The 22,904-nt window shown below is 72.3% G+C and carries 23 protein-coding genes and 1 other RNA gene; 14 read left to right on the top strand and 10 right to left on the bottom strand.

The genetic code is table 11. The annotated features are described in order from the left end of the window. Nucleotides 1-51 precede the first annotated feature (51 nt). A complete protein-coding gene (locus tag JGS22_RS17240) occupies nt 52-792 on the top strand; it encodes a class I SAM-dependent methyltransferase (protein ID WP_211038320.1) in 741 nt (246 codons plus the stop codon). Next, nucleotides 789-1,859, top strand: coding sequence for a prenyltransferase (locus tag JGS22_RS17245; protein ID WP_211038318.1), 1,071 nt, complete (start codon nt 789-791; stop codon nt 1,857-1,859). Before JGS22_RS17240 ends, JGS22_RS17245 begins: the two co-directional genes overlap by 4 nt. Nucleotides 1,860-2,097: 238 nt before the next feature. Here the strand turns inward: JGS22_RS17245 and JGS22_RS17250 are convergent, their stop codons facing one another. From JGS22_RS17250 to JGS22_RS17260, 3 genes are all read right to left on the bottom strand, one after another. Continuing rightward, entirely contained in the window at nt 2,098-2,982 is an 885-nt protein-coding gene (locus JGS22_RS17250) for a DUF5336 domain-containing protein (protein WP_211038316.1), read from the bottom strand. A gap of 186 nt (nt 2,983-3,168) precedes the next feature. Beyond that, nucleotides 3,169-4,260, bottom strand: a complete 1,092-nt coding sequence (locus tag JGS22_RS17255; RefSeq protein WP_211038314.1) for an N-acetylmuramoyl-L-alanine amidase — start codon at nt 4,258-4,260, stop codon at nt 3,169-3,171. Further along, nucleotides 4,257-4,898 (bottom strand): class I SAM-dependent methyltransferase, encoded by a 642-nt coding sequence (locus tag JGS22_RS17260; protein WP_211038312.1) that lies wholly within the window; start codon nt 4,896-4,898, stop codon nt 4,257-4,259. The genes JGS22_RS17255 and JGS22_RS17260 overlap by 4 nt, the downstream gene beginning before the upstream one ends. A gap of 177 nt (nt 4,899-5,075) precedes the next feature. Between JGS22_RS17260 and JGS22_RS17265 the strand changes: the two genes are divergently transcribed. Further along, nucleotides 5,076-6,545, top strand: coding sequence for an MFS transporter (locus tag JGS22_RS17265; protein ID WP_211038356.1), 1,470 nt, complete (start codon nt 5,076-5,078; stop codon nt 6,543-6,545). 188 nt (nt 6,546-6,733) lie between these two features. Here JGS22_RS17265 and JGS22_RS17270 read toward each other — a convergent pair whose 3' ends face one another. Next, nucleotides 6,734-8,368, bottom strand: a complete 1,635-nt coding sequence (locus JGS22_RS17270; protein WP_216815025.1) for a hypothetical protein — start codon at nt 8,366-8,368, stop codon at nt 6,734-6,736. Nucleotides 8,369-8,540: 172 nt separating this feature from the next. Here JGS22_RS17270 and JGS22_RS17275 point away from each other — a divergent pair, with 172 nt between their 5' ends. From JGS22_RS17275 to JGS22_RS17285, 3 genes are all read left to right on the top strand, one after another. Beyond that, nucleotides 8,541-9,404, top strand: coding sequence for a Nif3-like dinuclear metal center hexameric protein (locus tag JGS22_RS17275; protein ID WP_211038309.1), 864 nt, complete (start codon nt 8,541-8,543; stop codon nt 9,402-9,404). Beyond that, complete coding sequence (locus JGS22_RS17280; RefSeq protein ID WP_211038355.1) at nt 9,401-10,144, top strand: zinc ribbon domain-containing protein; 744 nt, start codon at nt 9,401-9,403, stop codon at nt 10,142-10,144. The genes JGS22_RS17275 and JGS22_RS17280 overlap by 4 nt, the downstream gene beginning before the upstream one ends. Nucleotides 10,145-10,238: 94 nt before the next feature. Next, nucleotides 10,239-11,438: a bifunctional RNase H/acid phosphatase gene (locus tag JGS22_RS17285; RefSeq protein ID WP_211038307.1), complete on the top strand. Its 1,200-nt coding sequence runs from the start codon at nt 10,239-10,241 to the stop codon at nt 11,436-11,438. A 51-nt stretch (nt 11,439-11,489) separates the two neighbouring features. Here the strand turns inward: JGS22_RS17285 and JGS22_RS17290 are convergent, their stop codons facing one another. The 3 genes from JGS22_RS17290 to JGS22_RS17300 form a co-directional block, all read right to left on the bottom strand. Next, nucleotides 11,490-12,038 carry a hypothetical protein gene (locus JGS22_RS17290; RefSeq protein ID WP_211038305.1) on the bottom strand — a complete coding sequence of 183 codons (549 nt, stop codon included), beginning with the start codon at nt 12,036-12,038 and terminating at the stop codon, nt 11,490-11,492. Between the two features lie 571 nt (nt 12,039-12,609). Next, a complete protein-coding gene (locus JGS22_RS17295) occupies nt 12,610-13,023 on the bottom strand; it encodes a hypothetical protein (RefSeq protein ID WP_211038303.1) in 414 nt (137 codons plus the stop codon). Next, complete coding sequence (locus tag JGS22_RS17300) at nt 13,020-13,244, bottom strand: hypothetical protein (RefSeq protein WP_211038301.1); 225 nt, start codon at nt 13,242-13,244, stop codon at nt 13,020-13,022. The genes JGS22_RS17295 and JGS22_RS17300 overlap by 4 nt, the downstream gene beginning before the upstream one ends. Nucleotides 13,245-13,417: 173 nt before the next feature. Here JGS22_RS17300 and JGS22_RS17305 point away from each other — a divergent pair, with 173 nt between their 5' ends. The 3 genes from JGS22_RS17305 to JGS22_RS17315 all read left to right on the top strand — a co-directional run bounded on the left by JGS22_RS17305 (nt 13,418) and on the right by JGS22_RS17315 (nt 16,129). Further along, entirely contained in the window at nt 13,418-14,251 is an 834-nt protein-coding gene (locus JGS22_RS17305; RefSeq protein ID WP_211038299.1) for a helix-turn-helix domain-containing protein, read from the top strand. Further along, nucleotides 14,248-14,460, top strand: a complete 213-nt coding sequence (locus tag JGS22_RS17310; RefSeq protein WP_211038297.1) for a DUF397 domain-containing protein — start codon at nt 14,248-14,250, stop codon at nt 14,458-14,460. The genes JGS22_RS17305 and JGS22_RS17310 overlap by 4 nt, the downstream gene beginning before the upstream one ends. Before the next feature lie 424 nt (nt 14,461-14,884). After that, complete coding sequence (locus JGS22_RS17315) at nt 14,885-16,129, top strand: epoxide hydrolase family protein (RefSeq protein WP_211038296.1); 1,245 nt, start codon at nt 14,885-14,887, stop codon at nt 16,127-16,129. Between the two features lie 165 nt (nt 16,130-16,294). Here the strand turns inward: JGS22_RS17315 and JGS22_RS17320 are convergent, their stop codons facing one another. Continuing rightward, complete coding sequence (locus JGS22_RS17320; RefSeq protein WP_211038295.1) at nt 16,295-17,323, bottom strand: LysR substrate-binding domain-containing protein; 1,029 nt, start codon at nt 17,321-17,323, stop codon at nt 16,295-16,297. Nucleotides 17,324-17,478: 155 nt separating this feature from the next. Here JGS22_RS17320 and JGS22_RS17325 point away from each other — a divergent pair, with 155 nt between their 5' ends. The 3 genes from JGS22_RS17325 (at nt 17,479) to JGS22_RS17335 (ending at nt 19,488) form a co-directional block, all read left to right on the top strand. Beyond that, nucleotides 17,479-18,486 (top strand): EamA family transporter, encoded by a 1,008-nt coding sequence (locus tag JGS22_RS17325; protein ID WP_308405723.1) that lies wholly within the window; start codon nt 17,479-17,481, stop codon nt 18,484-18,486. A gap of 103 nt (nt 18,487-18,589) precedes the next feature. After that, the gene (locus JGS22_RS17330) at nt 18,590-18,979 is read left to right on the top strand and encodes an ArsR/SmtB family transcription factor (RefSeq protein WP_211038294.1); all 390 of its coding nucleotides are present in this window, start codon (nt 18,590-18,592) and stop codon (nt 18,977-18,979) included. 74 nt (nt 18,980-19,053) lie between these two features. After that, nucleotides 19,054-19,488, top strand: coding sequence for an SRPBCC domain-containing protein (locus JGS22_RS17335; RefSeq protein ID WP_211038293.1), 435 nt, complete (start codon nt 19,054-19,056; stop codon nt 19,486-19,488). Between the two features lie 123 nt (nt 19,489-19,611). On the opposite strand, the gene yaaA is transcribed toward JGS22_RS17335, so the two are convergent. Then, nucleotides 19,612-20,418 (bottom strand): peroxide stress protein YaaA, encoded by an 807-nt coding sequence (yaaA, locus tag JGS22_RS17340; protein ID WP_211038292.1) that lies wholly within the window; start codon nt 20,416-20,418, stop codon nt 19,612-19,614. A gap of 140 nt (nt 20,419-20,558) precedes the next feature. Here yaaA and rnpB point away from each other — a divergent pair. Further along, nucleotides 20,559-20,978, top strand: an RNA gene (gene rnpB / locus JGS22_RS17345) — RNase P RNA component class A. A 401-nt stretch (nt 20,979-21,379) separates the two neighbouring features. Next, on the top strand, nt 21,380-21,847 hold the full coding sequence (locus JGS22_RS17350; protein ID WP_236073190.1) for a peptidoglycan-binding domain-containing protein: 468 nt from the start codon (nt 21,380-21,382) through the stop codon (nt 21,845-21,847). 173 nt (nt 21,848-22,020) lie between these two features. On the opposite strand, the gene JGS22_RS17355 is transcribed toward JGS22_RS17350, so the two are convergent. Next, nucleotides 22,021-22,809 (bottom strand): S1 family peptidase, encoded by a 789-nt coding sequence (locus JGS22_RS17355; protein WP_211038291.1) that lies wholly within the window; start codon nt 22,807-22,809, stop codon nt 22,021-22,023. Nucleotides 22,810-22,904: the final 95 nt, after the last annotated feature.

The following is a 22,904-nucleotide window of genomic DNA, read 5'->3' on the forward strand; positions in this document are numbered from 1 at the left end:
ACGCCCCCCCCGGTTCATCCATCCCGCCCCCGGACGAAAGCAGAGTGCACCGTGCTGACCGTCGACTTCTCCCGGTTCCCCCTCGCGCCAGGTGACCGAGTGCTCGATCTGGGCTGCGGCGCGGGCCGCCACGCCTTCGAGTGCTACCGGCGCGGCGCCCAGGTCGTCGCTCTGGACCAGAACAGGGAGGAGATCCGCGAGGTCGCCAAGTGGTTCGCGGCGATGGAGGAGGCCGGCGAGGCGCCCGCCGGCGCCACCGCCACCGCCATGGAGGGCGACGCGCTCGCGCTGCCCTTCCCCGACGACAGCTTCGACGTCGTGATCATCTCCGAGGTCATGGAGCACATCCACGACGACAAGGGCGTACTGGCCGAGATGGTCCGGGTACTGCGCCCCGGCGGCCGGATCGCCGTCACGGTCCCGCGCTACGGCCCCGAGAAGGTCTGCTGGACGCTGTCCGACGCGTACCACGAGGTCGAGGGCGGCCACATCCGCATCTACAAGGGCGAGCAGCTGGTCGAGCGGATGAAGGGCGCCGGGCTGCGTCCGTACGGCAGCCACCACGCGCACGCGCTGCACTCGCCCTACTGGTGGCTCAAGTGCGCCTTCGGCGTCGACCGCGACGGCGAGGACGCGGCGCTGCCGGTGCGCGCGTACCACCGGCTGCTGGTCTGGGACATCATGAAGAAGCCACTGCTCACCCGGGTCGCCGAGCAGGCGCTCAACCCGCTTATGGGCAAGAGCTTCGTGGTCTACGCGACCAAGCCGCACCAGTCGAAGGTCTCCGCGTGACGAGCCCCGAGCGCACCGAACGGCTCGTGCTGCCGGGCGTACTGACCGCCGAGCAGGCCGGCCGCACCGTGGCCGGGATCCTGGCGATCCAGCGCGAGGACGGCGCGATCCCGTGGTTCCGCGGCCACCACCTCGACCCGTGGGACCACATCGAGGCCGCCATGGCGCTGGACACCGCGGGCGAGCACACCGCGGCCCGCGCCGCGTACAACTGGCTCGCCGAGCACCAACTCCCCGACGGAGCCTGGTACGCCGCCTACCACGACGGCGACGCCGACCACCCGACCGACCGCGGCCGGGAGAGCAACTTCTGCGCGTACGTGGCCGTCGGCGCCTGGCACCACTACCTGTCCACCGGCGACGACGCCTATCTCGAACGCATGTGGCCCGTGGTGCACCGAGCGGTGGACTTCGTGCTCGAACTCCAGCAGCCCGGCGGCGAGATCGGCTGGAAGCGGGAGAACGACGGCACCCCCGTGACCGACGCGCTGCTCACCGGGAGCTCCTCGATCTACCAGGCGCTGCGCTGCGCGCTGGCCCTCGCCGAGCACCGCGAGGAGCCCCAGCCCGACTGGGAGTTGGCGGTCGGCCGGCTGGGCCACGCCATCGCCGCGCACCCCGAGCGCTTCCTGGACAAGTCCCGCTACTCCATGGACTGGTACTACCCGGTGCTCGGCGGGGCCCTCACCGGCTCCGCCGCCCAGCGGCGCATCGAGGCCGACTGGGAGAGCTTCGTGGTCCCCGGCCTCGGGGTGCGCTGCGTCGTCCCCAACCCCTGGGTGACGGGCGGGGAGAGCGCCGAACTCGCCCTGGCCCTCTGGGTGATGGGCGAATCCGACCGGGCGCTGGACGTGTTGCGCTGGATTCAGCACCTGCGCGCCGACAACGGCCTCTACTGGACCGGCTACGTCTTCGACGACGAAGCGGTGTGGCCCCGCGAGCAGACCGCCTGGACGGCGGCGTCGCTGCTGCTGGCGGTCGCCGCGCTCGGCGGCGACGAGGCCACCGTGCAGGTCTTCGGCGCCGAGCGCCTGCCGTGCGGCCTCGCCCCGCCCGACTGCTGCTGACCGTCTGCCGGAGCTGAGCGCCCGGCGGGCCGCTGTACGCCCGACCCGGCCCGTACAGACCGGCTCCTACAGGCCCGGCCCGTACAGACCGGCTCCTACGGGACCGGCCCGAACACCCCCGGTGCGGGCGTCCGTTGGGCCCGGCGCGCCCCGCTCGCCCGTACCGGCTGCCGCGACAGCGCGACGGCCCCGCCGCACCCAAGGAGTGGCGGGGCCGTCTCGTCGTACGGGGCGGAACTCAGCCGCGCTGGATGCCGGATGTGTCCTGAAGGATGCCGCGGCGGTTGTCCTGGGTCTGCGCGACGAGCGCCTGACCGCGCTGTTCCACCGCCAGGTACCAGGTGCCCGGGGCGAGTTCGGCGACCGGAGTCTGCGAACCGTCCTCGGCGAACAGCGGACGGGCGACCGGCACCGCGAACCAGAAGGGCTGGAAGTTCGGGTCCGGCGCCGCGGCCTGAGGCGGCTGCTGCTGCGCGGCCGGCTGGGGGGCCTGCTGCTGCGGCTGCTGACCGTAGGGCTGCTGCGCGGCGGGCTGCTGCTGGGCGCCGGGGTAGCCGTAGCCGCCCTGCGGCTGCTGCGCGCCGGGCTGCTGCATACCCGGCTGCTGCTGGGCGCCCGGGTAGCCGTAACCGGCCTGCGGCTGCTGGCCGTACGGGCTGGCGGGAGCGGACGGACCGCCGCTGATCGGCAGCTTGAGCGGGGCCAGCAGCTGGTTCAGCACCGCGGCCACGGCAAGACCCACGGCGAAGATCGCTCCGAGGATCTGACCGACCCCCATGTCGAGCGCCTCCTCGGCGCCCAGCGGGTTGGCGAACAGAGTCCAGATCGCGGTCCACGCGGTGAAGATCGCCAGCGTGAGGCCCCACTGGTCGAGCGTCAGACCGAGCACCTTCAGATGCGCGGGTACGAAACGCGAACCGGCCGTCAGGCCCGCCGCGATGACACCGGCCAGGTAGATCGAGAAGAGCGCGGGGAACCAGAAGTTCGACCAGGCGTTGCGGCTGTCGGACTCTCCCCCCACGACACCCTTGAATTCGTAGAAGTCCAGGAACGAGGCGACCAAGAGCAGTACCGCTGCTCCGATTACGATGAGGTCGCCTCGTGTGAGCGAGCGGTTGTTCACGTCAGATCCTTCATTGATCGTCTCGTCATGGTCTGGTCAGTACGGGGGCGGCCACCATCGTACGGAAGCGCGGAGCGGGCGACTGCCTCCCCCCGGAGACGGCTGCCTGTGGGCACCGACCGGTGGAGGTCGAGCGAACCGGTGGCACCTGGGGATCTCGCACACACCGCTGCGTTCCACCGCTCGCTAACGTTTTCCTACCAGGTAGGAAGTGATGCCGTCAGCAATTCCCCGGGCTGCTTTCCCCTGCCAATGGTTGTCTGTGAGCAAGGCAACGTCCTTGCTGTGTCGCATATTGCCGCATTCCAGGAACACCTTGGGCACCTTGGACAGATTCAGTCCGCCGAGGTCGTCGCGGACGGTCACACCGGTGGCCGCGACGTCGCTGCCGAGGTAGTTCGAGGCCGGCATCCCGGTCGTCCTGCGGAAGCTGTCCGCGAGCCGGCCCGCGAGCCTGGCCGAAGGACCCGTGATTCGCGAGGTGTCGGCCTCCCCGCCGCGCACCCGGTGCGGTGCGATCACGTGGAAGCCGCGGTTGTCCGGCGCTGTCGAGCCGTCGGCGTGCACGGAGACCACGGCGTCGGCCTTCGCCTCGTTGCCGATGCGGGCCCGCTCGTCGATGCAGGGCCCGTACGGTCGGTCGTCGTCCTGGGTCAACTCCACGGTGGCGCCCCGCTGTTCGAGCAGGGCGCGGGTCTTGCGCGCCACCTGGAGCGTGAACGTGGCCTCCGGATAGCCGTCGTTGCTCGCCGTACCGGTGGTGTCGCACTCCTTGCGGGTGGTGCCGATGTCGACCGTCCGGTTGATCTCCGAGGCGTGGTTGCGGTTACCGGGGTTGTGGCCGGGGTCGAGCACAACAGTGGTGCCGCGCAGGGGCTTTCGCCCCTCGGGGGAGCCGCTCGCCCCTCGGGACGGCTGCTCGGAGGCATCGGCGTCCGAGCCGTCCGACTCCTTCGGGCCGGGCGAACCGCCCTTGCCCTCCGAGGCCGAACCACCGGCCGCCTCCGGCGACTCGGCGCTCGTTCCGCTCTCGCCGCCGGCCCGGTCGTTCCCGTCGTCGGCGCGCTCGCCGCCGAGCCACAGCAGCCCGGCAATCAGCCCCAGCGGCAGCAGCACGGCGAGGGCGGTGAACACCCGGCGTGCCGTGGACGAACGCCCGGGCCCGGAACCACTGGCGTTCCCGCCCCCGGAGCCGGTCCTGCTCCCGGGTCCGGAGCCGAAGGTGTCGGCGGGCTCGCCGCTCCCGTCGTCGGGCCCCGAGCCCCTGCGCCACCTCATGCGCCTGCCGCCACCCGCCGCAGCACCCGCAGGGAGGCGGTGGCCGAAACCTCGGTGAACGCCCCGGAGTCGAGTGCTCTGCGCCAGATCAGGTACGGGGCCCTGCCTCCGTCGGCGGGGTCCGGGAACACGTCGTGGATCACCAGCAGCCCGCCCGCGGCCACCTGGGGCGCCCACCCCTCGTAGTCGGCGTTCGCGTGCTCCTCGGTGTGCCCTCCGTCGATGAAGACCAGGCCCAGCGGCGTCGTCCAGAAGGCGGCGATCTGCGGCGAACGCCCGACGAGTGCGACGACGTGCTCCTCCAGGCCGGCCGCGTGCAGCGTCCGTCGGAAGGTCGGCAGCGTGTCCATCCGCCCCACCTGCGGGTCCACGACCTCCGGATCGTGGTACTCCCAGCCCGGCTGCTGCTCCTCGCTGCCCCGGTGGTGGTCGACGGTGATCGCCGGTACGCCGGCCGCGCGGGCGGCCTCGGCGATCAGGATCGTCGAACGCCCGCAGTAGGTGCCGACTTCGAGCAGCGGCAGCCCCAACCCGGCGGCCTGCGCCGCCGCTTCGTACAGGGCGAGGCCCTCGTCGCGGGGCATGAAGCCCTTCGCCGCTTCGAAGGCCGTCAGGATCTCTGCCGGGGGAGTGGTCATGGGCGCCCATGCTGCCGCATCCCGGCGCATCGGCCCAGCCCGGGGTACGGGCCGCCGCGCGCCCCGGACGGCGGGCGCCGGGAGGGCTCGGCGGGAGTGCGCCGGTCGGCCGTCCGCCCCGGCGCACCACTTGCAGGAACACCTCGCAGGGGTGCAGGGTGCATGACAGGTGGGACGATGTGCAGCATGCCGCAGTCGACCGCTGACATCTCGCTGACCAAGATCGCGCAGCCCTCCACACCCCGGCGCTGGGCGGTGCTGCTGGCAGCCTGCGCGGGGCAGTTCCTGGTGGTGCTCGACGTGTCCGTGGTCAATGTGGCGCTGCCGTCGATGCGTGCCGATCTCGGTCTCTCCGCGGCCGGACTCCAGTGGGTGCTGAACGCCTACACCATCACCTTCGCCGGGCTGATGCTGCTCGGCGGCAGAGCGGCCGACCTCTTCGGGCGCAAGGGCACCTTCCTCGCCGGGCTCGGCCTGTTCACCCTCGCCAGTCTGGCGGGCGGGCTCGCCCAGGAGGGATGGCAGCTGATCGCCGCCAGGGGCGCCCAGGGCGTGGGTGCGGCGATCCTCTCGCCCGCCACGCTGACCATCCTCACCTCCTCCTTCCCCGACGGGCCCGCCAGAGCGCGGGCGATCGGCACCTGGACGGCGGTGGGCGCGGGCGGCGGAGCCGCGGGCGGACTTGTCGGCGGGGTGCTGACCGAGACGCTCTCCTGGCGCTGGGTGCTGCTGATCAACGTCCCCGTCGGTGCGGTCGTACTGCTGGCCGCGGCGCTGTGGCTCTCCGAGCGCAGGGTGCGCACCGGGCGCCGCCTCGACTTCCCCGGCGCGCTGCTGGTGACCGTCGGGCTGGGCGCGACCGCCTACGGCGTGGTGGAGACCGAGACGGTCGGCTGGGGCGCCCCGCAGGCGCTCGGTCCGCTGGCGCTCGGCCTGTTGCTGCTCGGTCTCTTCGTGCTGGTGGAGTCGAAGGTGCGGGCGCCGCTGGTCCCGCTCGGAGTCTTCCGCAGCGGCTCGGTGTCGGCCTCGAACGTCGCGATGCTGGTGAACGGCGCCGCGATGTTCAGCATGTGGTTCTTTCTGACCCTCTATATGCAGAACGTGCTCCACTACAGCCCCGTTCAGGCCGGTCTCGGTCTGGTGCCCGCCTCCTTCGCCATCGTCGTCGGCTCCAAGGTCGCCCCGCGGCTGATGGCGATCGCGGGCGCCCGGAATCTCGCGATGGCCGGTTCGTTCGTCTCGCTCGTCGGCTGTCTGTGGCAGACCCGGATGCACGAGGGCGGCAGCTATCCGTTCACCGTGCTCGTCCCCAGCATGCTGATCGCACTCGGCGCGGGCCTCGCCGGTACGCCGCTGGCGACCCTCGCGACGACCGGGGCTCCGCCGGAGAACGCGGGGCTGATGTCGGGGCTGATCAACACCTCCCGCACGATGGGCGGCGCACTCGGCCTCGCGGTGCTCTCCACCATCGCCGCCTCGCGGACGGCGGGCAGCGAGGACCCCGGCGAGCTGGCCGCCGGTTTCGCGTACGCCTTCGCCGCCAGCGCGGGGCTGCTGGGCGTGGCGGTACTGGTGATGCTCGGCTTCCTGCCGGGGCGCTGCGGCAGGCGAGGACTGGCACACCGACTCCGCCGCGTCCACCGTTGAGACGCCCTGCCGCTGCTCGGCCGCCTCAGGGGCAGGGCGTCACGGGCGCACCGACCGTCTCGGGCGCAGGGGCATCGCGGGCGTACCGGCCGCCACGGTGGCGCCGACTGCCGAGGTGCGCCGGCCGCCATGGGTGTACGTCGCGTGTGCCGGTCCGCGGTCGGAACGACCGTTCTCCCGCGGTGGGTTCAGCCCCCGGCGCCGGCACTCCCGGACGTCGAGGCGGCGAGCGGTGCCTGCTGGAGCGGCATCGGCGTGAACAGGCGCGCGCAGCCACTGCCGCGAACCGTCGTACCGGCGCCCCCGGTTGGTGACGGCACGGGGAACGGCTCCGTCGATCCGTGCCCCGTACCGTCTGCTTCTGCCGCCGCCCCGGCCGTCGGCGCGCCCGGTCCTGCCGGTGGCCCGCCGCGCGCCGCCCGTGCCGGGAGCGCCGTCGGGGCGCTCACCGGCCCGCTCACCGGCTGGGGTACGAACGGCCGTTCCGCCGCCCCCGGTTCACCGCCCCCGGCTCTGCCACCGCGCGTGCCGCTCGTGCCGGACGGGCGGGCGTCGCCGGACGGGCGGGCGTCGCCGGACGGGCGGGCGTCGCCGGACGGGCGGGCGTCACCGGAAGCGCCGGGCCCGTATCCCTGGCCGTACCCGTGGGCGCCCTCGTGGCCGCGGCCGACCCCGACTCGGAGGCCGCTTCCGCCGCCGTGCCCGTGCCCGGTCCCCGGCCAGCTGCCTTCGGTGGCGCGTGCGGCCGGTTTGCGCCCGATGCGCGCCACCCCGCGCACGCCGCCCTGTGCGTACGGCAGGCGCAGCTCGCCGTCGGAGCCGAACGAGCCCGCGCCGGGCAGCCAGCCGGGAGGCGCCGTGAGGTGCTGCAGTCCGCGCTGACCGGGACGCCACAGGGCGACCCAGGTCCCGTTCGGGCCCTGGGCGCGCAGCGCCACCGCCGAGCGTTCCGGCATGAGTTGCTGGCCGTGCTGCACGGTGAAGGGCGCCAGTCGCAGCTCCTCCTGGTGCAGCGCCTGCGGGAACCGCACGGGTCGGTGGCTGCCCAGTACGCCCCAGCCCATCCGCATCCGGCCGGGAGCGTCGGAGCAGACCAGGAGCAGCCCGCTGTGCGGATCGGCCAGCAGCAGACGGTCGTTGCTGCGCTCGCCCAGCTCCAGCAGCGGGCTGACCTCGCCGCCGCGCGCCAGGTCGACCACGACCGTGCTCGTACGGCCGGCGGTGTCGCGCCGGTTCAGCGCCAGCAGACGGCCGGCGGGGTCCAGCCACTGCCCGTCCAGGCAGTGACCGGGAACGTCCGCCACCGGACGCGGCGCGTCGGCACCGGTCACCAGCCAGATCGCCGTGGTCTCGAAACCGGGCACCAGCGCATGGGCGGTGTTTCCGTCCGGGCACGGCGGCAGCAGCGTCAGACGGTCCGATTCCACCGCGCCCAGCGGGAGCTGGCCGGTGCCGGGGCCGGTCGGGTAGAGCAGCGAGAACTCGTGCGAGCCGTCGCCGGGCCGGGCGACGAGCACCCGGCCGTCGGCCAGCGCCAGCAGCGCACTGCCGGGCGTCTCCGGGCGGTCGACGGGGAGTTCCACGGTGTAGGCGTCGCTGTCGCCCAACGCCCAGCGTTCCACGTACAGTCCGCGCTCCGCCGTGCCGGCCAGCCGGGCCGCGTACGAGCCGTCGGCGGCCAACTCCCAGCCCCTGCGGCCGTCCTCCGGGCTGCCTCGGCCGTCCTCCCGGCCCTTCCCGACCTCGGACCGGCCGGGCGAAACACGAGTCGAACTGTCGTTGCCGCCGCCAAGTACCGTGATCTCGCTTGCACACGCTGTCATCGGGCGAACACCTCCGGCGACGACGCTAGGGCCGGCGCACCGCTGTGCAGGAAGGCGCGACGCGACTTCATCCTTACGCGTGGTGGCTGCGTCAAACCGCTGTGCGACCACCCGGATATGTGCGTGAACCACCGGTCGGACGGCTCCCGCCGCGGCAGGTAGCCTTTCCCCCGTGCCGACACTCTCCGAACTCACCACCGCTCTGGACGCGCTCTGGCCCGCCGGGCGGGCCGAGTCGTGGGACGCCGTCGGCACCGTCTGCGGGGACCCGGACGCCGAGGTGGGCACCGTGCTGGTCGCGGTCGATCCGGTGCAGGCCGTCGCCGACGAGGCCGTCCGGCTGGGCGCGGATCTGCTGCTGACCCACCACCCGCTCTATCTGCGCGGTACGACGACGGTGGGGGCGCACACCTTCAAGGGCCGGGTCGTCCACACCCTGATCAAGGCCGACACCGCGCTGCACGTCGCCCACACCAACGCCGACCGCGCCGATCCCGGTGTCTCCGACGCACTCGCCGGCGCACTCGACCTGCGGGTGCTGGCGCCGCTGGTGCCCGACCCGGACGACCCGCAGGGCCGCCGGGGGCTCGGACGCATCTGCGAGCTCGACACCCCGCTCTCGCTCGCCGCGTTCGCCCAGCACGCCGCCGCCCATCTGCCCGCCACCGCACAGGGCGTACGCGCCGCGGGCGACCCGGACGCGATGATCCGCCGGGTCGCGGTCTGCGGCGGCTCCGGCGACAGTCTCTTCGAGCAGGTGCGCGCCGCCGACGTGGACGCCTACCTCACCGCCGACCTGCGCCACCACCCCGCTTCCGAGGCGCAGGAGCGCTCACCGCTCGCCCTGGTGGACGCGGCGCACTGGGCCACCGAATGGCCGTGGTGCGAGCAGGCCGCCGCGCAGCTCGACGCGCTCTCCGAGCGCCACGGCTGGGGACTGCGCACGCACGTCTCCCGGCTTGTCACCGATCCCTGGACCGCCCACGCGGCCTCCGGACTTCACCACGACTACGAGTACCCAGGAGCCCCCAACTGAACTCCGAGCCCGCTGACCAGATCCGCCTCCTCGATCTGCAGGACCTGGACACCAAGCTGTCGCAGCTCGCCCACAAGCGCGAGAACCTTCCCGAACACGCGGAGATCGACGCGCTCGAAGCGGACCTCACCCAGCTGCGCGACCTCCTGGTCGCCGCTCAGACCGAGGAGGGCGACACCGCCCGCGAGCAGAGCAAGGCCGAGAAGGACGTCGACCAGGTGCGCCAGCGCTCGGTCCGCGACCAGCAGCGCCTGGACTCCGGCGCCGTCACCAGCCCCAAGGACCTGGAGAGCCTTCAGCGCGAGATCGCCTCGCTCGCCAAGCGCCAACAGGACCTGGAGGACGTGGTGTTGGAGATCATGGAGCGCAACGAGGCGGCCACCGCCCGGGTCTCCGAGCTCCAGGACCGCGTCGCCTCGGTGCGGACGAAGGCGGACGACGCCTCCGCACGCCGCACCTCGGCCACCGGTGAGCTGGATGCCGAGACCACCCGTGTCACCAAGGAGCGGGAGGTCGTGGCGGGTTCGGTCCCCGACGACCTGCTGAAGCTCTACGACAAGCTCCGCGCCCAGCAGGGCGGAGTCGGTGCCGCGAAGCTCTTCCAGCGCCGCTGCGAGGGCTGCCGGCTGGAGCTGAACATCACCGAGCTGAACGAGATCCGTGCCGCCGCGCGCGACGAGGTGCTGCGCTGCGAGAACTGCCGCCGCATCCTGGTCCGCACCTCCGACTCGGGGCTCTAGACGCGGGAGCCGGCTCTTCAACACATCTCCGAGGAAGAGGAGTTGAAGAGCCGGGGATGCACACGACGGTGACGGGCGGGGAGAACACACAGCCATGGCACAGCAGTTCATCGTGGAGGCGGACGGCGGCTCCCGGGGCAACCCGGGACCGGCCGGTTACGGCGCGGTCGTCATGGACGCAGAGACGGGCCAAGTCCTCGCCGAGCGGGCGGAGTTCATCGGCCGTGCCACGAACAACGTGGCGGAGTACCGCGGCCTGATCGCCGGTCTCGGCGCCGCCCACGAGCTCGACCCGGAGGCGGACGTACGAGTCCGCATGGACTCCAAGCTGGTCGTCGAGCAGATGTCGGGGCGCTGGAAGATCAAGCACCCCGACATGCGACCGCTCGCCGCCGAGGCCCAGCGGATCCACCCGTCCGGCACGGTGACGTACCAGTGGATCCCGCGCGCGGAGAACAAGCACGCGGACCAGCTCGCCAACGAGGCCATGGACGCCGGCAAGCGCGGCGAGCAGTGGCAACCCTCCAGCTCCACCGCCGAGTTGAAGGCCGCCGACGCGAAGGCGGCGCGCGCCTCGGTGGAGGCAGCCGAAGCAGCCGGGGCAGCCGAGGACGCGAACGGCGCGTCCGCCGTCCTCGCGCAGCCGTCGGCCGGTTGGGGCGCCGACCTCGGAACCCCGACCACCTTTGTCCTGCTCCGGCACGGCGAGACCGCCCTGACGCCGCAGAAGCGCTTCTCCGGCAGCGGCGGCAGCGACCCCGAGCTGTCGGAGGCGGGACTGCGCCAGGCCCGTTCCGTCGCCGCCTCGCTCGCCGCCCGCGGCACCGTCCAGGCGATCGTCAGCTCGCCGCTGCGCCGTTGCGCGCAGACCGCCGAGGCCGTGGCGGAGCGCCTGGGACTCTCGGTGCGCACCGAACACGACCTGCGGGAAACGGACTTCGGCGCCTGGGAGGGCCTCACCTTCGCCGAGGTGAAGGACCGTTACCCGGACGATCTCGATGCCTGGCTCGCCGACCCGAAGGCCGCACCCACCGGGGGCGGTGAGTCCTTCGCCGAGGTCGCCGCCCGTACGGCCGTCGCCCGCGACAAGGTGCTCGCCAGATACGCGGGCCGAACGGTGCTGCTGGTCACGCACGTCACCCCGATCAAGACCCTGGCCCGGCTCGCTCTCGGTGCACCGCCCGAGGCCCTGTTCCGGATGGAGCTGTCGGCGGCCTCCCTGTCCGCCGTCGCCTACTACTCCGACGGCAACGCCTCGCTGCGTCTGCTCAACGACACCGCCCACCTGCGCTGACAGGTCGGCAGCCGACCTGCTGAAGCCGCTTGCCGCAGGGGAGCGGCGGGCTCAACGAGCCCCGGTCCCACGGCCGTCGTCGTCCGTCCCGTCCTGCCGCGGTCCGCCCTCCGCGCCGTCTTGGTCCGTGAGGTTCCGGTCGGCGGGTTCCCGGTCCGTCGGGGTCCGGTCCATGGGGTCGGTGCCCGGGTTCTGACGGCGCTGGGCGTCGAAATGGGCCTCCAACCGACGCCGTGCGCGCAGCCGCCACAGCAGCAGCCCGCCGACGGTCAGCACCACGACCGCTCCGCCGGCCAGGTACCAGGGGGTGCGGTCCGGCTCGATCCGGGCCGACACCGTGACGAGATCGAGCTTCGCCGACTCGTCCTCCCAGTTGCGGTTGTAGACGAACTTGTCGTCGGTGGCGAAGATTTCGTTGTTGCGCCGGAAGTCGTCGATGCCGTCCCGGTAGACCTCCCCCCTCGCGTCGACGAGGACGGGACGCTCGCCCTTGTTCCGTACGCCGCCCAGCACCTCGGAGGTCAGCGCGGCGTCGTCGCGGCCCTCGACGATTAGCTTCAGCGCGAAGAACTCGGCGCGCGGCTCCGCCACTTCACTCATGGCCTCCCGCTGCCGCTTGGTGAGCTCCGCCGCCGTGGGCCCGTCCCCGGCGTCCGCCGTCCGCCCCGTCCGGGCCGGCGCCGCTGCGGAGTTCAGCCGCGCCGCGGTGGTCGCGGACGCCGGGCCCGCGGGCATCGCAGTCGCGGGCACCACACCTGCCGACCCCGTTCCGAGCGACACCGCTCCGGCGGGAGACGCGTCCGCGGGAGACGCGCTCGCGGGAGACGCGTCCGCGGGAGACGCGTCCGCGGGAGACGCGTCCGCGGGAGACGCGCTCGCGCCGAGAGCGAGGACGCTCAGCAGCACTCCCGCGGCTGAGCGCGCCGCGGGAGCCACGAGGTGGCCGCGGGCCCGGCGCACCGGCGCGGATTCGTACACGGTCATCGGACGCCCTTCCCCGACACACAAGTGACCACCGGAGCCTACGGATTCGGGCCGCCCGGGGGCGACCCCACACCCGGGCGTACGGCCCCGAAGTTTCGCTGCCCCGCAGCTCCGCGGGGTTCACCGCCCTCCGCCCTGCGGCCGTACGCACCGCGCACCGCCGACCCGGCAGACCCCGAAGGACGGACTAGATCGAAACCGGCAGCACCGACAGCACGTACCCCACCCGCACCTCGCGCCGGCCGCCCAGTGGATGGGAGAGCGAGTCGCCGGCCGTCGCACAGAGAGCGATCGACGCACCGGCGGTCAGCGTCGTCAACAGCCCCTGATCGACGTGGAGTTCGACCCCGTGCGGCAGGGCGGTGCGCGATTCCCGCGCGACGGCGGCGAGCGCCGGTGTGAACGCCCCGTCGGGCCGACCGAGCGAGCGGGACACATGCGCGGCCTGATCGCGCAGCCAGCGCACGGCGAGTCTCGGCGTCGGTCGGATCGTACGGGCGAGCAGCCAGGAGTGACCCAACTCGGCTGCGCAGGCTGCGAGTTCGCAGTGGTAGCCGTACGTACGGGGGTGGCGCCGGTCGCGTCGGTGCGCGGGAGTCATCGCGACCGTCCGCGCAGATGGGCCCGGATCTCGGCAGACAGCAGTGCGCAGCGGTGACGCAGCTCCTCCAGGCTCAACGGCTCCACCCCGCCGACCTCCCCGATCTGCCACCGCGCCCGGTCCTCCGCACGTTCGCTCGCCCCCGGGTCCTCGCCTCCGTGCCCGCCCGGGCCGGGCCGCTCCCGCGCGCCGCCGATCTCTGCCGCGTCCGGTTCGCCCATGGCGCCGTCCTCTCGTTCTCGGCTCGCACCGGAGCCGGGTTCGGCACCCTCTGTGCTCGAACCGCTACCAAGAGAACGCAACTGCCTCTAGAATGGCGACACTTCAGTTGTTTTGCTCAAGAGTGACATGTGGTCGAAATCGACCTGTGGAGACAGAGTGGGAGGTCAAGTCGATGGAGGACGACTCCGCAACCGAGGACTTCAGTCCTCGTCTCACCCCGCTTCAACGGTTCGGAGCCGACGTCAGGCGGGTGCGGCTGGGTCGGAAGCTCAAGCAGAAGCAACTCGGCGCCGCCATCGGCTACTCGGAGTCCTACGTCAGTCAGGTCGAAAGCGGAAAGCTGCCGCCCAGCACGAAGTTCGCGGTCGGATGCGACCGGGTCTTCGGTACGAACGGCCTGTTCGGCGGGCTGCTTGACCGTCTGACGGAGAGCGATCACCCGCTCAACTTCACGCCCTACCTCGCACTCGAACCCAGAGCGAGCGAGATTCTGGACTGGTCCACCACCGTACTCATGGGGCTGTGTCAGACCGAGGCGTACGCGAACGCGATCTTTCGAGCCGGTCATCCGAGTGAGCCTGAGGAAGTGATCCAGGGCAAGACCGTCTCTCGAATGGATCGGCGCAGGATCCTCGATGGCGCTCGGCCGCCGCACCTCTGGGTGGTGCTGCATGAGGCGTGTCTGCGCACGCTCGTGGGTGGGCGATCCGTGATGACGGCCCAGCTCCAGCATCTGTTGTCTCTCGCGGACCGACCGGGCGTCGATATCCAAGTCATGCCCTTCGAGGCCGGGGCAGACGGTGCTCACAGTATGGCGTTCACGCTCCTGAGGTTCGCTGATCTTCCCGCTGTCCTGTACTCCGAAGACCCGCGCGGGGGGCGGCTGTTCGACCACCCGGCAGGTGTCAGCAATGCTCAGCGCGGCTACGATCGATTGCGGGCGAACGCCTTGTCGACCGAACGTTCTCGCAGTTTTGTGGGCGCGATCCTGAAGGAGTACCTATGAGTGCCAATCGAGGCCCGGTTTCCGAGTGGCGGAAGTCCTCCCACAGCACTTCGGCCGGCGGGCAGTGCCTCGAGTGGGCTCCGGCGCGTGCTTGTGGGGCCTGGCCTGTTGCTGTCCGTGACAGCAAGCATGTCGATGGTCCGGTGTTGAGGATTCCGCAGCGCGAATGGGTCGGGTTCGTCTCCGCGTTGAAGAACGACGCGCTCTGACACCGTCATTGTTGCCCGGCACCACCAACTCCTTTTGAGTGGTGGGGCGTTGCCAACTGCTCGACGAGGCGGGCGCGTCACCGGATCGGGCAGCGTCGCGTTCCGTCTCGTGACCCGTCGGGCCCGCGAGGTGTGCCGCTTGTGCCACGTGTGCCCCGGACCTGGCGTCCGTGAGTGACCTTCCGCTCTTGACCTGCTGGCTGGGCCGGCCCGTTGCCCCGGCGCGCACCCGCCCGGGACGGGACGGCACGCCCACGGCGGCGAGTGGCCGGATTCGTGTGCGTCGCGGTGGCAACCGGCGTGCGCAGGCGCAGTATTTGGGGCGTGCTGACCGGCAAGGGCGCCGGCCGTCCGAGCTGCCGGCGCCGCCGACCCGCTGTGGTCGCGTCCGCCGGTTCACCCACTCCGGTAAAGGGATCACGCCATGACCGTCCCGGCCGCACTGCACCCGTTTCCGCTGGAGCCCACTCCGATTCACGTGCCCGACGAGGCTCTCGAGGATCTGCGCGCCCGTCTCGCGCTGACCCGGCCGCCGCTGGACGAGGGCAACGAGGACTGGTCGTACGGCGTACCGGCCTCGTACCTGGGCGAGTTGGTCGCCCACTGGCGCGACGGCTACGACTGGCGCGCGGCCGAGGCGGCCATCAACGCGTACGCGCACTACCGGGTGGGGGTCGACGGAGTCCCGCTGCACTTCATGCGCAGGGCGGGACGCGGCCCGCGTCCGATCCCGCTGATCCTCACGCACGGCTGGCCGTGGACGTTCTGGCACTGGTCGAAGGTGGTCGATCCGCTCGCCGACCCGGCCGCGTACGGGGGCGATCCGGCCGACGCCTTCGACGTGATCGTGCCCTCCCTGCCGGGCTTCGGCTTCCCCGGCCCGCTCACCGGCTTTCCGGACGTCAACTTCTGGAAGGTCGCCGATCTCTGGCACACCCTGATGACCGAGACCCTGGGGTACACGAGGTACGCGGCCGGGGGCTGCGACATCGGCGGGATCGTCACCAGTCAGCTCGGCCACAAGTACGCCGACGAGCTGTACGGCGTCCACATCGGTTCCGGTCTGCCGCTCGACTTCTTCAACGGGCCGCGCGCCTGGGACTTCGCACGCAACCGTCCTCTCACCGACGACCAGCCCGCCGAGGTGCGTGCCCGCATCGTCGAGATGGATCGCCGCTCCGCCTCCCATCTCGCGGTGCACATGCTCGACGGCGCCTCGCTCGCCCACGGCCTCAGCGACTCGCCCGCCGGGCTCCTCGCCTGGCTGCTGGAGCGCTGGAACGCCTGGAGCGACAACGGCGGAGACGTCGAGAACGTCTTCAGCAAGGACGACCTCCTCACTCACGCCACCATCTACTGGGTGAACAACTCCATTGCCACGTCCATGCGTTACTACGCCAACGCCAACCGGTTCCCCTGGGCCCCCTCCCACGACCGCACCCCCGTGGTGCAGGCGCCGGTCGGCCTGACGTTCGTCGGCTACGAGAATCCGCCCGGCGTCCACAGCGCGGCGGAACGCGTCCGTGCGTTCGAGAACGGCCCGCAGGGCGCCTGGTTCCACCACGTCAACGTCAACGCCCATGACCACGGCGGCCACTTCATCCCCTGGGAGAACCCGGACGCCTGGGTGGACGACCTGCGCCGCACCTTCCGAGGCCGACGCCCCTGAGCGCTCCCGCGCCGCCGTCGGGGCCGGCTGCCGGAGCCCGCCGCCGAGCCGTCCGACGGGTCCGCCCGCCGGAGCCCGCCGAACGAGCGGCCCTCCGGGCAGCCCGGTGGACACCGGCCGGCGCCCACCTGAAGTCCCTGCAATACAAGGGTGGTTGACGCCGGGTCAGGCGCTTTCGGCCGCTGCGGCGAGCACGTCCTGAAGCGCGGTGGCGAGTGCGGCGATCGGCGGCCAGCTCCACTGTCCGGTGCGCACGACGAGGAAGCTGCGGCGGCTGCCGGCCAACGGGTCCAGCCGACGGTAGCGGACGTCCTCCTGGTCGGGGAGACGGCCGGCCTCGGCCAGAACGGCGACGCCCAGACCGGCGCCGGCCAGGCGGTTGACCAGCCGGAGGCTGTCCACCCGGTGGGCGATGTGCGGTTCGAAACCGGCCAACGCGCAGGCTCTGCGCACCAGTTCGTCGTCGTCCGAACCGCGCGAGTTGGTGATCCAGCCGGCCTCGGCGTACGCGTTCAGCTCCTCGAAGGGAGCCGGCGCGGCGCTGTCGCCGGCCGGCACCACCAGATACAGCGGCTGCTCCTCCAGCCGCCGTACGCTCAGATCGGCCGGCACGGTGCGCGGTACGAGGCTGTAGTCGTAGATCAGCGCCAGCTCCACCTCGCCCGCGCGCAGCAGTGCCACCGACTGCTCAGGCTCGTGCTCGTGCACCTCCACCCGGACGCCCGGATGACGTTCGCGCAGCCGCCGGATCGCGGGGAGCAGCAGGGGCTCCACCGCCGTGACGAAACCGGCGACCCGTACCCGCCCCACCGGTTCGCTCTCGCCGCGCAGCTCCGCACGGGCCTCCTCGACGGCCGCCAGGATCGTCACCGCATGCTCCACCAGCCGCTCCCCGGCGGGCGTCAACCGCACCCGCCTGCCCACAGGGGCGAGCAGCTTCGCGCCGACCTCCTGCTCCAGCACGGCCAGATGCTTCGAGACCGCCGAGGTGCCGTAGCCGGTGGCCGCCGCCACCTCCGCCATGGTGCCCAGCCGCCTCAGCTCCACCAGCAGCCGCAGCCGCCCCAGGTCGGGAAGCCCCCGGCGCCCGTGAGGGAAGGCGCCGTACAGTGCGGCCCGCTCGCCTCCCGGGACCTCAGGGGACTCCGGGTCGAAGGGCGGCCTCGCGTCGGAGGGGAGGGGGTGGTGATCCATCACTCCATCGTCCTCCTGTGGTGGACGATCTGCCACGGCCGGTTCCGCCGGGGAAAGGGATGGGTGGCACCTTGGGCAACCGTCCACCGATGGTGGACAGCGCGTCCACAACTGGCCCGTGGACAGAAAGAACGCAGGTCGGCTCCAATGTTCCGGTGATCGATGCCCGGACCTCCTCCTCCGCCCGCCCGCAGCTGCCGCAGATGTCGGGCGCCGTGCTCGTGCTGGTCGCCATCGCGCTGCTGCACACCGGCAGCGCGCTCGCGACCAAGCTGTTCCCCGCCCTGACACCGGGCGGCACGACGTGGCTGCGGCTGAGCTTCGCCGCGCTCTTCCTGCTTCTGCTCACCGGGCGTTCACTGCTGCGCGTACTGCGCGAGGCCCGTACGACCCGTGCGGATCTGCTGAACATGGCGCTGCTGGGCACGGTGAGCGCCGGGATGATGCTGCTCTTCTCCGAGGCCGCCGCCCGGCTGCCGCTGGGTACGGCGGTGGCGATCGAACTGCTCGGCCCGCTCGCGGTGGCGGTCGCCTCCTCGCGGCGGGTGCTGGAGCTGGGCTGGCTGGCGCTCGCGGCGGGCGGGGTGCTGCTCCTGACCGAGCCGTGGTCGGGCTCGACGAGTCTGACGGGGGTGCTCTTCGGGCTCGGTTCGGCCCTGTGCTGGGCGCTGTACGTCATCGGCACCGCGCACGTCGGGAGCAGGCTGCCTGCTCGGCACGGACTCGCGGTCTCCCTCTCCGTCGCCGCCCTGGTGGCGGCCCCGGTCGGGGCTCCGGCGGCGCTGGCCGGACTGACCTGGGAGTACACCGCGGCCATCGCCGGGATCGCGGTGCTGATGCCGCTGATTCCCTTTGTGCTGGAGATGCAGGCGTTGCAGCGCATGGGCAAGACCGCCTACGGGACGCTGGCGGCGCTGGAGCCCGCGGTCAGCACCGTCGCGGCGCTGGTGCTGATCTCCCAGAGCCCCACGCCGGTACAGGCGTTGGGGACGTTGCTGGTGGTGCTCGCCGGTGTCGGCGCGGCGCGTGCGGACGCGCGGGCGCGCGGAGGGGAGCGCGGGTTGGTCGCCGCGCACAGTCCGGCGGCGGTCCAGCCCGAGTCGGCCGTGCACGGGCCGGAGCCCCGGGACGCCGAGGGCGAGGGCTGCGGTCGACCGCTCTGAGTCGGACGGTCGTCGCTTCTGAAGAGGTCGGGTTTCCGCTGGCCCTGCCTCGTCGTCCCTGTATGTCATTGACGTTATATGCCGTCTCGGTTATGTTCGCGGGGTGAGCCTGCCTTTCGACGTACTGGCCGACCCCACCCGGCGGCGACTCCTTGAGCTGTTGCGCGAGCGTCCCCGGCCGGTGGGGGAGTTGGTCGACGAGCTGGAGATGAGCCAGCCCCGGGTGTCCAAGCATCTGCGGGTGCTGCGCGAGGCCGGGCTCGTCACCGTGCGCGTCGATGCCCAGCGCCGGTGGTACGAGCTGCGACCGCAGCCGCTGGCCGAGCTGGACGCCTGGCTGGAGCCCTACCGTCGGCTGTGGTGCGAAAGCCTCGACGCGCTGGAGCGCCACCTGGACGCCCGGCCCGAGCAGCCGGGGGAGCCGGGCCGCGCGGACGGCTCCTGGGGCCCGAAGTGCCCGGGCGGCGGCGGTGGTTCGGAGCGGGGCGAATGAGCCGGGGAGCAGGAGCAGCGGGCGAACCTGTCCGCACGGAAGCCGCTCTGTGTGGCGAAGGAGCAGTGAGCACGATGAGCGAGAACGGTGTCCTCGCCACGTACGACGGCAGGCCGGCCCTGCGCTTCGAGCGCCGGCTCGCCCACGCCCGGGAGAAGGTGTGGCAGGCGGTCACCGAACCCGCCGAGCTGAGCAGGTGGTACCCGTTGCGCGTGGTGGGGCTGGAGCCCCGCGTCGGCGGACGCATCTCCTTCGACGACGGCGAAGGGACGATCTACCCGGCCACCGTCACCGATTTCGAACCGCCGCTGCTCTTCGCCTTCGACGAGCACGACCCGGCGGACTCGGAGCGCGAGTACGACGACCACCTGAGGGTCGAGCTGCACGAGGACCCGGCCGGCTGCCTGCTGGTCTTCACCCACGTCATGGCCGACCCCTCGATCGCCGACGGCGTCACCACCGGCTGGCGAGCCTGCCTGGACGCACTGCCTGCGGCGCTCGACGCGTGACGGCGGCGCCTTCGCGCCGGGAGTACGCGCCCGGGAGTCCGGGTCGGAGCGGGCGGTCGGAGCGGGCGGTCGGTCGTGCGGGTCGGTCGTGCGTCAACTCAGTGCACGTGGGCGACGACGGGATCAGTGCACGTCCGTGACGACGACGTCCAGCTGCCAGGTGCGGCCCGCACGTGTCGGGGGAGCGGTCTCCACCCTGAAGCCGAGCTCTCCGAGCTGCGTCGCCAACTCCTCGGGCGTGCGCGGCGCTCGGGACGCGTCGGTGTGGAGCAGTGCGCGCACCAGCCGGCCCTTGGTGGCCTTGTTGAAGTGGCTGACCACCGTGCGCTTCTCCACGCCCGACACGAGACGGGAGTGCAACACCCGTACGGTCGCGGTGCGTTCGGCGAGCGCACCGCCGGGCTTCCACATCGCCCCGTACGCGGCCGACCGCAGGTCGAGCACCAGGCCCTCGCCCGCCGCGTCCGGCAGCACCTCCTCCAGCGGCTCGCGCCAGTAGGGGCCGAGGCCGCCGACGCCCGGCAGCTTGACGTTGCCGGAGCAGCGGTAGGCGGGGATCGGGTCGTCGATGGCGACCGCGCCCCAGAGTCCGGAGAAGATCAGCAGTGACTCCCGCGCGCGTGCCCGTGCATCCGCGTCCAGCGTCGCCAGATCGAGCGAGTCGTAGAGGACACCGGTGTAGATCTCGCCGGCCGGGCGGGTGGCAGCCGTGCGGAGCGCCGCGTTCACCGCGACCTCGGCGCGCAGGCCGTGGCTGAGGCCCAGCACCTCGCGGGCCTTCTCCTCGTCGTCCGAGCACAGCCCCACCAACTCGTCCAGGACTGCCCGTCGCGCCGCCGTCAGCGCGGGCAGCCGCAGCGCCTCCAGGTCGAGTGCGGGACCGCTCTCGACCTTGGCCTTGCCCTCGGACGGCGGCAGCAGTACGAGCACGGGTCACTCTCCTCGGTGCGTTCAACGGGTCCGTGCGGGGCGGGCACGGCAGCCTGTCAGGTTACGCGTTCCCGGGTGGCGCTCGATCCCGGTGGCGGGAATCGCACCCCCGGCTGCCGCGTAGGATGGCGGTCGGCAGACGAGTCGTGCGGGCGGTCGCGTCGGGACCGGTGAGAGCCGGGCCCGCCGAGGAACGTCCGGACTCCGAAGAGCAGGGTGGTAGGTAACGCCTACCTGGGGCGACCCACGGGAAAGTGCCACAGAAAGCAGACCGCCGGGGCCGTATCCGTACGGCACCCGGTAAGGGTGAAACGGTGGTGTAAGAGACCACCAGCGCCCAGGGTGACCTGGGCGGCTCGGTAAACCCCACCCGGAGCAAGGTCAAGAACGGCCGTCCTCGCGAGAGGCCGGCCTGCGCGGATGTTCGAGGGCTGCTCGCCCGAGTTCGCGGGTGGACCGCACGAGGCCGATGGCGACATCGGTCCCAGATGGATGACCGCCTCCCGGCGGGCCGCGAGGCCCGCCGGAGACAGAATCCGGCGTACAGCACGGCTCGTCTGCCCTTGCCGCGCCCTGCCCGACTGACGGCTCCGGCGCCCGCCTGCCGGTGCTTCGGCGGCGCGACTTCTCCCGCAGCCCCGCGGACGGCCTGTTCGGCTTGAAATCCCTCAATTTCCCTGCCCTCCGGTCGATGTGACGCTGCCTCGCGCGGTCGGCGTCCCGGCGTGCGCTCAGGGACGGATCCGTCCCAGCAGCTCAATGAGGTACACGTCCCGTTTTGGTGTCATTGATCCGTTCATGCTGGTGCGCATCCCCGCCGGTCCGCCACTCTTCAACTGCCGCCGCCGTACGGACGATCGGCCCCTCCCGCAGGGGCCCGGGGCTCGTCGGCAGGGGCAGTTCACCATCGGTGCGTTGACCGCGCCCGGTGCCGCTCACAACCACCCACGGGAGAAGACAGATGCGCAATCGATTCATGGCCAGGACCGTCGTCAGCCTCACCGCTGTCGCCGGAATCGCGGCGGGAACCCTGGCGGGCGCAGGTGTCGCCGCCGCACAGGCCGCGCCGGCCCAGCAGACCCAGCCGGCGACGGCGAGCGTCTTCGACGGCGACGTCACCACGCTGGCGGTGAACAACCTGGGCCTGACCGTCGCGGAGGCGAAGAAGCTCCAGCGCTGGCTGAAGAAGTTCCACGGCTACACGGGTGCCATCGACGGCCAGTTGGGGACCAACAGCTGGAAGGCCATGCAGCGCTTTCTGAAGAAGTACTGGAACTACAACGACAAGATCGACGGGATCGTCGGGCCGAACACCATCAAGGCGCTCCAGCGCTACCTGAAGGCGCACCGGGGATACACCGGCGCGATCGACGGGATCGCGGGGCCCGGCACCAAGGCCGCCTTCAAGCGGATGGCCAACGCCGTCTGACCCCCCGGTGAGCCCGGCCCGGCGTCGCTGAGCGGCGACCGCGCGCAGGCCACCGGAGAGCGGCGTGCCCCAGCCGGGCGCGCCGCTCTCGCCCGTGGGCGCCGGCCGTTCGTCGCGGGCACCGGCCCGACCGGTGCGGCGTTCACCTCCGGTGGGCCCGCCGGGCGTTCGGCTCAGTAGCCGATGGTCAGTCCGAGCGCGGAGAGGACCGGTATCACCGGCTGGTAGTAGGTCTGCCCGCCCACGGCGCAGTTGCCGCTGCCGCCGACGAGGATGCCGAGTGCGGTGCCTCCCGCGAGCACGGGACCGCCGGTGTCGCCGGGCTCGGCGCAGAGGTTGGTGCGGAAGAGGCCGGTGACGGTGCCCTCGGGGTAGTTGATCGTCTGGTTGAGCGCGAGCACGGTGCCGCAGTGGTGCCCGGTGGTCGACCCGAACCGGCAGACCGACTGGCCGACCGACGGGTTGCCCGCGCCGGTCACGCGAACCGGGGTGGTGCCGCCGACCACCTCGCTCGGGTAGTCGAGGTTCGGGTTGGTGTAGCGCACCACCGACCAGGACGCGCCGGGGAACTGCGCCGCGTGCGTCGTGCCGACCGGCACGCTGAGCCCCGCGTCCGCGTACCACTGGGTGCCCGCGGTGCCGCAGTGACCGGCCATCAGGCCGAAGTAGTCGCTGCCGTCGGTGGCGTTGTAGGCGACGACGCAGCGACCGCCGCTGGTGAACAGCGTCTGCCCGCCGCGTACGGCGTCCACCGCGGCCGGCGTACGCGCGCTCTGCGCCCGGTCCGCGATCTGCGGCGGGGGAGCTGCCGCGGTGTCGGGGCCCGGAGCGGCGGCGGCCGGGTGCGGGGCCGCGAGCGTGAGCGCGAGCGCCGCGCACAGCGCCCCGACGAGCGCCGCCACTCGTGCGCGGATGCCGCGGCGGTCGGGTCTGTGCCTCAACTGCGTGGTGACCGGGGTCATTTCACCCTCCAGGAGGGGTGCGGGGACGGGAGCCCGTACGGGCGTCGCCAGTGTCGGACCACCGCATCCCGTCCACAAGACCTCGGGAACCCTGC

It is taken from the genome of Streptomyces tardus (assembly GCF_018101125.2).
Taxonomy (GTDB): Bacteria; Actinomycetota; Actinomycetes; order Streptomycetales; family Streptomycetaceae; genus Streptomyces; species Streptomyces tardus.

Bases quoted from the DNA above. Each gene is read 5' to 3' on its own strand.
- JGS22_RS17270 (WP_216815025.1), bottom strand. From the start codon at position 8,368: ATGACAGCGTGTGCAAGCGAGATCACGGTACTTGGCGGCGGCAACGAC.
- JGS22_RS17355 (WP_211038291.1), bottom strand. From the start codon at position 22,809: ATGACCCCGGTCACCACGCAGTTGAGGCACAGACCCGACCGCCGCGGC.
- JGS22_RS17285 (WP_211038307.1), top strand. From the start codon at position 10,239: ATGGCACAGCAGTTCATCGTGGAGGCGGACGGCGGCTCCCGGGGCAAC.
- JGS22_RS17300 (WP_211038301.1), bottom strand. From the start codon at position 13,244: ATGGGCGAACCGGACGCGGCAGAGATCGGCGGCGCGCGGGAGCGGCCC.
- JGS22_RS17290 (WP_211038305.1), bottom strand. From the start codon at position 12,038: ATGAGTGAAGTGGCGGAGCCGCGCGCCGAGTTCTTCGCGCTGAAGCTA.
- JGS22_RS17350 (WP_236073190.1), top strand. From the start codon at position 21,380: ATGCGCAATCGATTCATGGCCAGGACCGTCGTCAGCCTCACCGCTGTC.
- JGS22_RS17255 (WP_211038314.1), bottom strand. From the start codon at position 4,260: ATGAGGTGGCGCAGGGGCTCGGGGCCCGACGACGGGAGCGGCGAGCCC.
- JGS22_RS17295 (WP_211038303.1), bottom strand. From the start codon at position 13,023: ATGACTCCCGCGCACCGACGCGACCGGCGCCACCCCCGTACGTACGGC.
- JGS22_RS17335 (WP_211038293.1), top strand. From the start codon at position 19,054: ATGAGCGAGAACGGTGTCCTCGCCACGTACGACGGCAGGCCGGCCCTG.
- JGS22_RS17305 (WP_211038299.1), top strand. From the start codon at position 13,418: ATGGAGGACGACTCCGCAACCGAGGACTTCAGTCCTCGTCTCACCCCG.
- JGS22_RS17320 (WP_211038295.1), bottom strand. From the start codon at position 17,323: ATGGATCACCACCCCCTCCCCTCCGACGCGAGGCCGCCCTTCGACCCG.
- JGS22_RS17310 (WP_211038297.1), top strand. From the start codon at position 14,248: ATGAGTGCCAATCGAGGCCCGGTTTCCGAGTGGCGGAAGTCCTCCCAC.
- JGS22_RS17315 (WP_211038296.1), top strand. From the start codon at position 14,885: ATGACCGTCCCGGCCGCACTGCACCCGTTTCCGCTGGAGCCCACTCCG.
- JGS22_RS17260 (WP_211038312.1), bottom strand. From the start codon at position 4,898: ATGACCACTCCCCCGGCAGAGATCCTGACGGCCTTCGAAGCGGCGAAG.
- JGS22_RS17265 (WP_211038356.1), top strand. From the start codon at position 5,076: ATGTGCAGCATGCCGCAGTCGACCGCTGACATCTCGCTGACCAAGATC.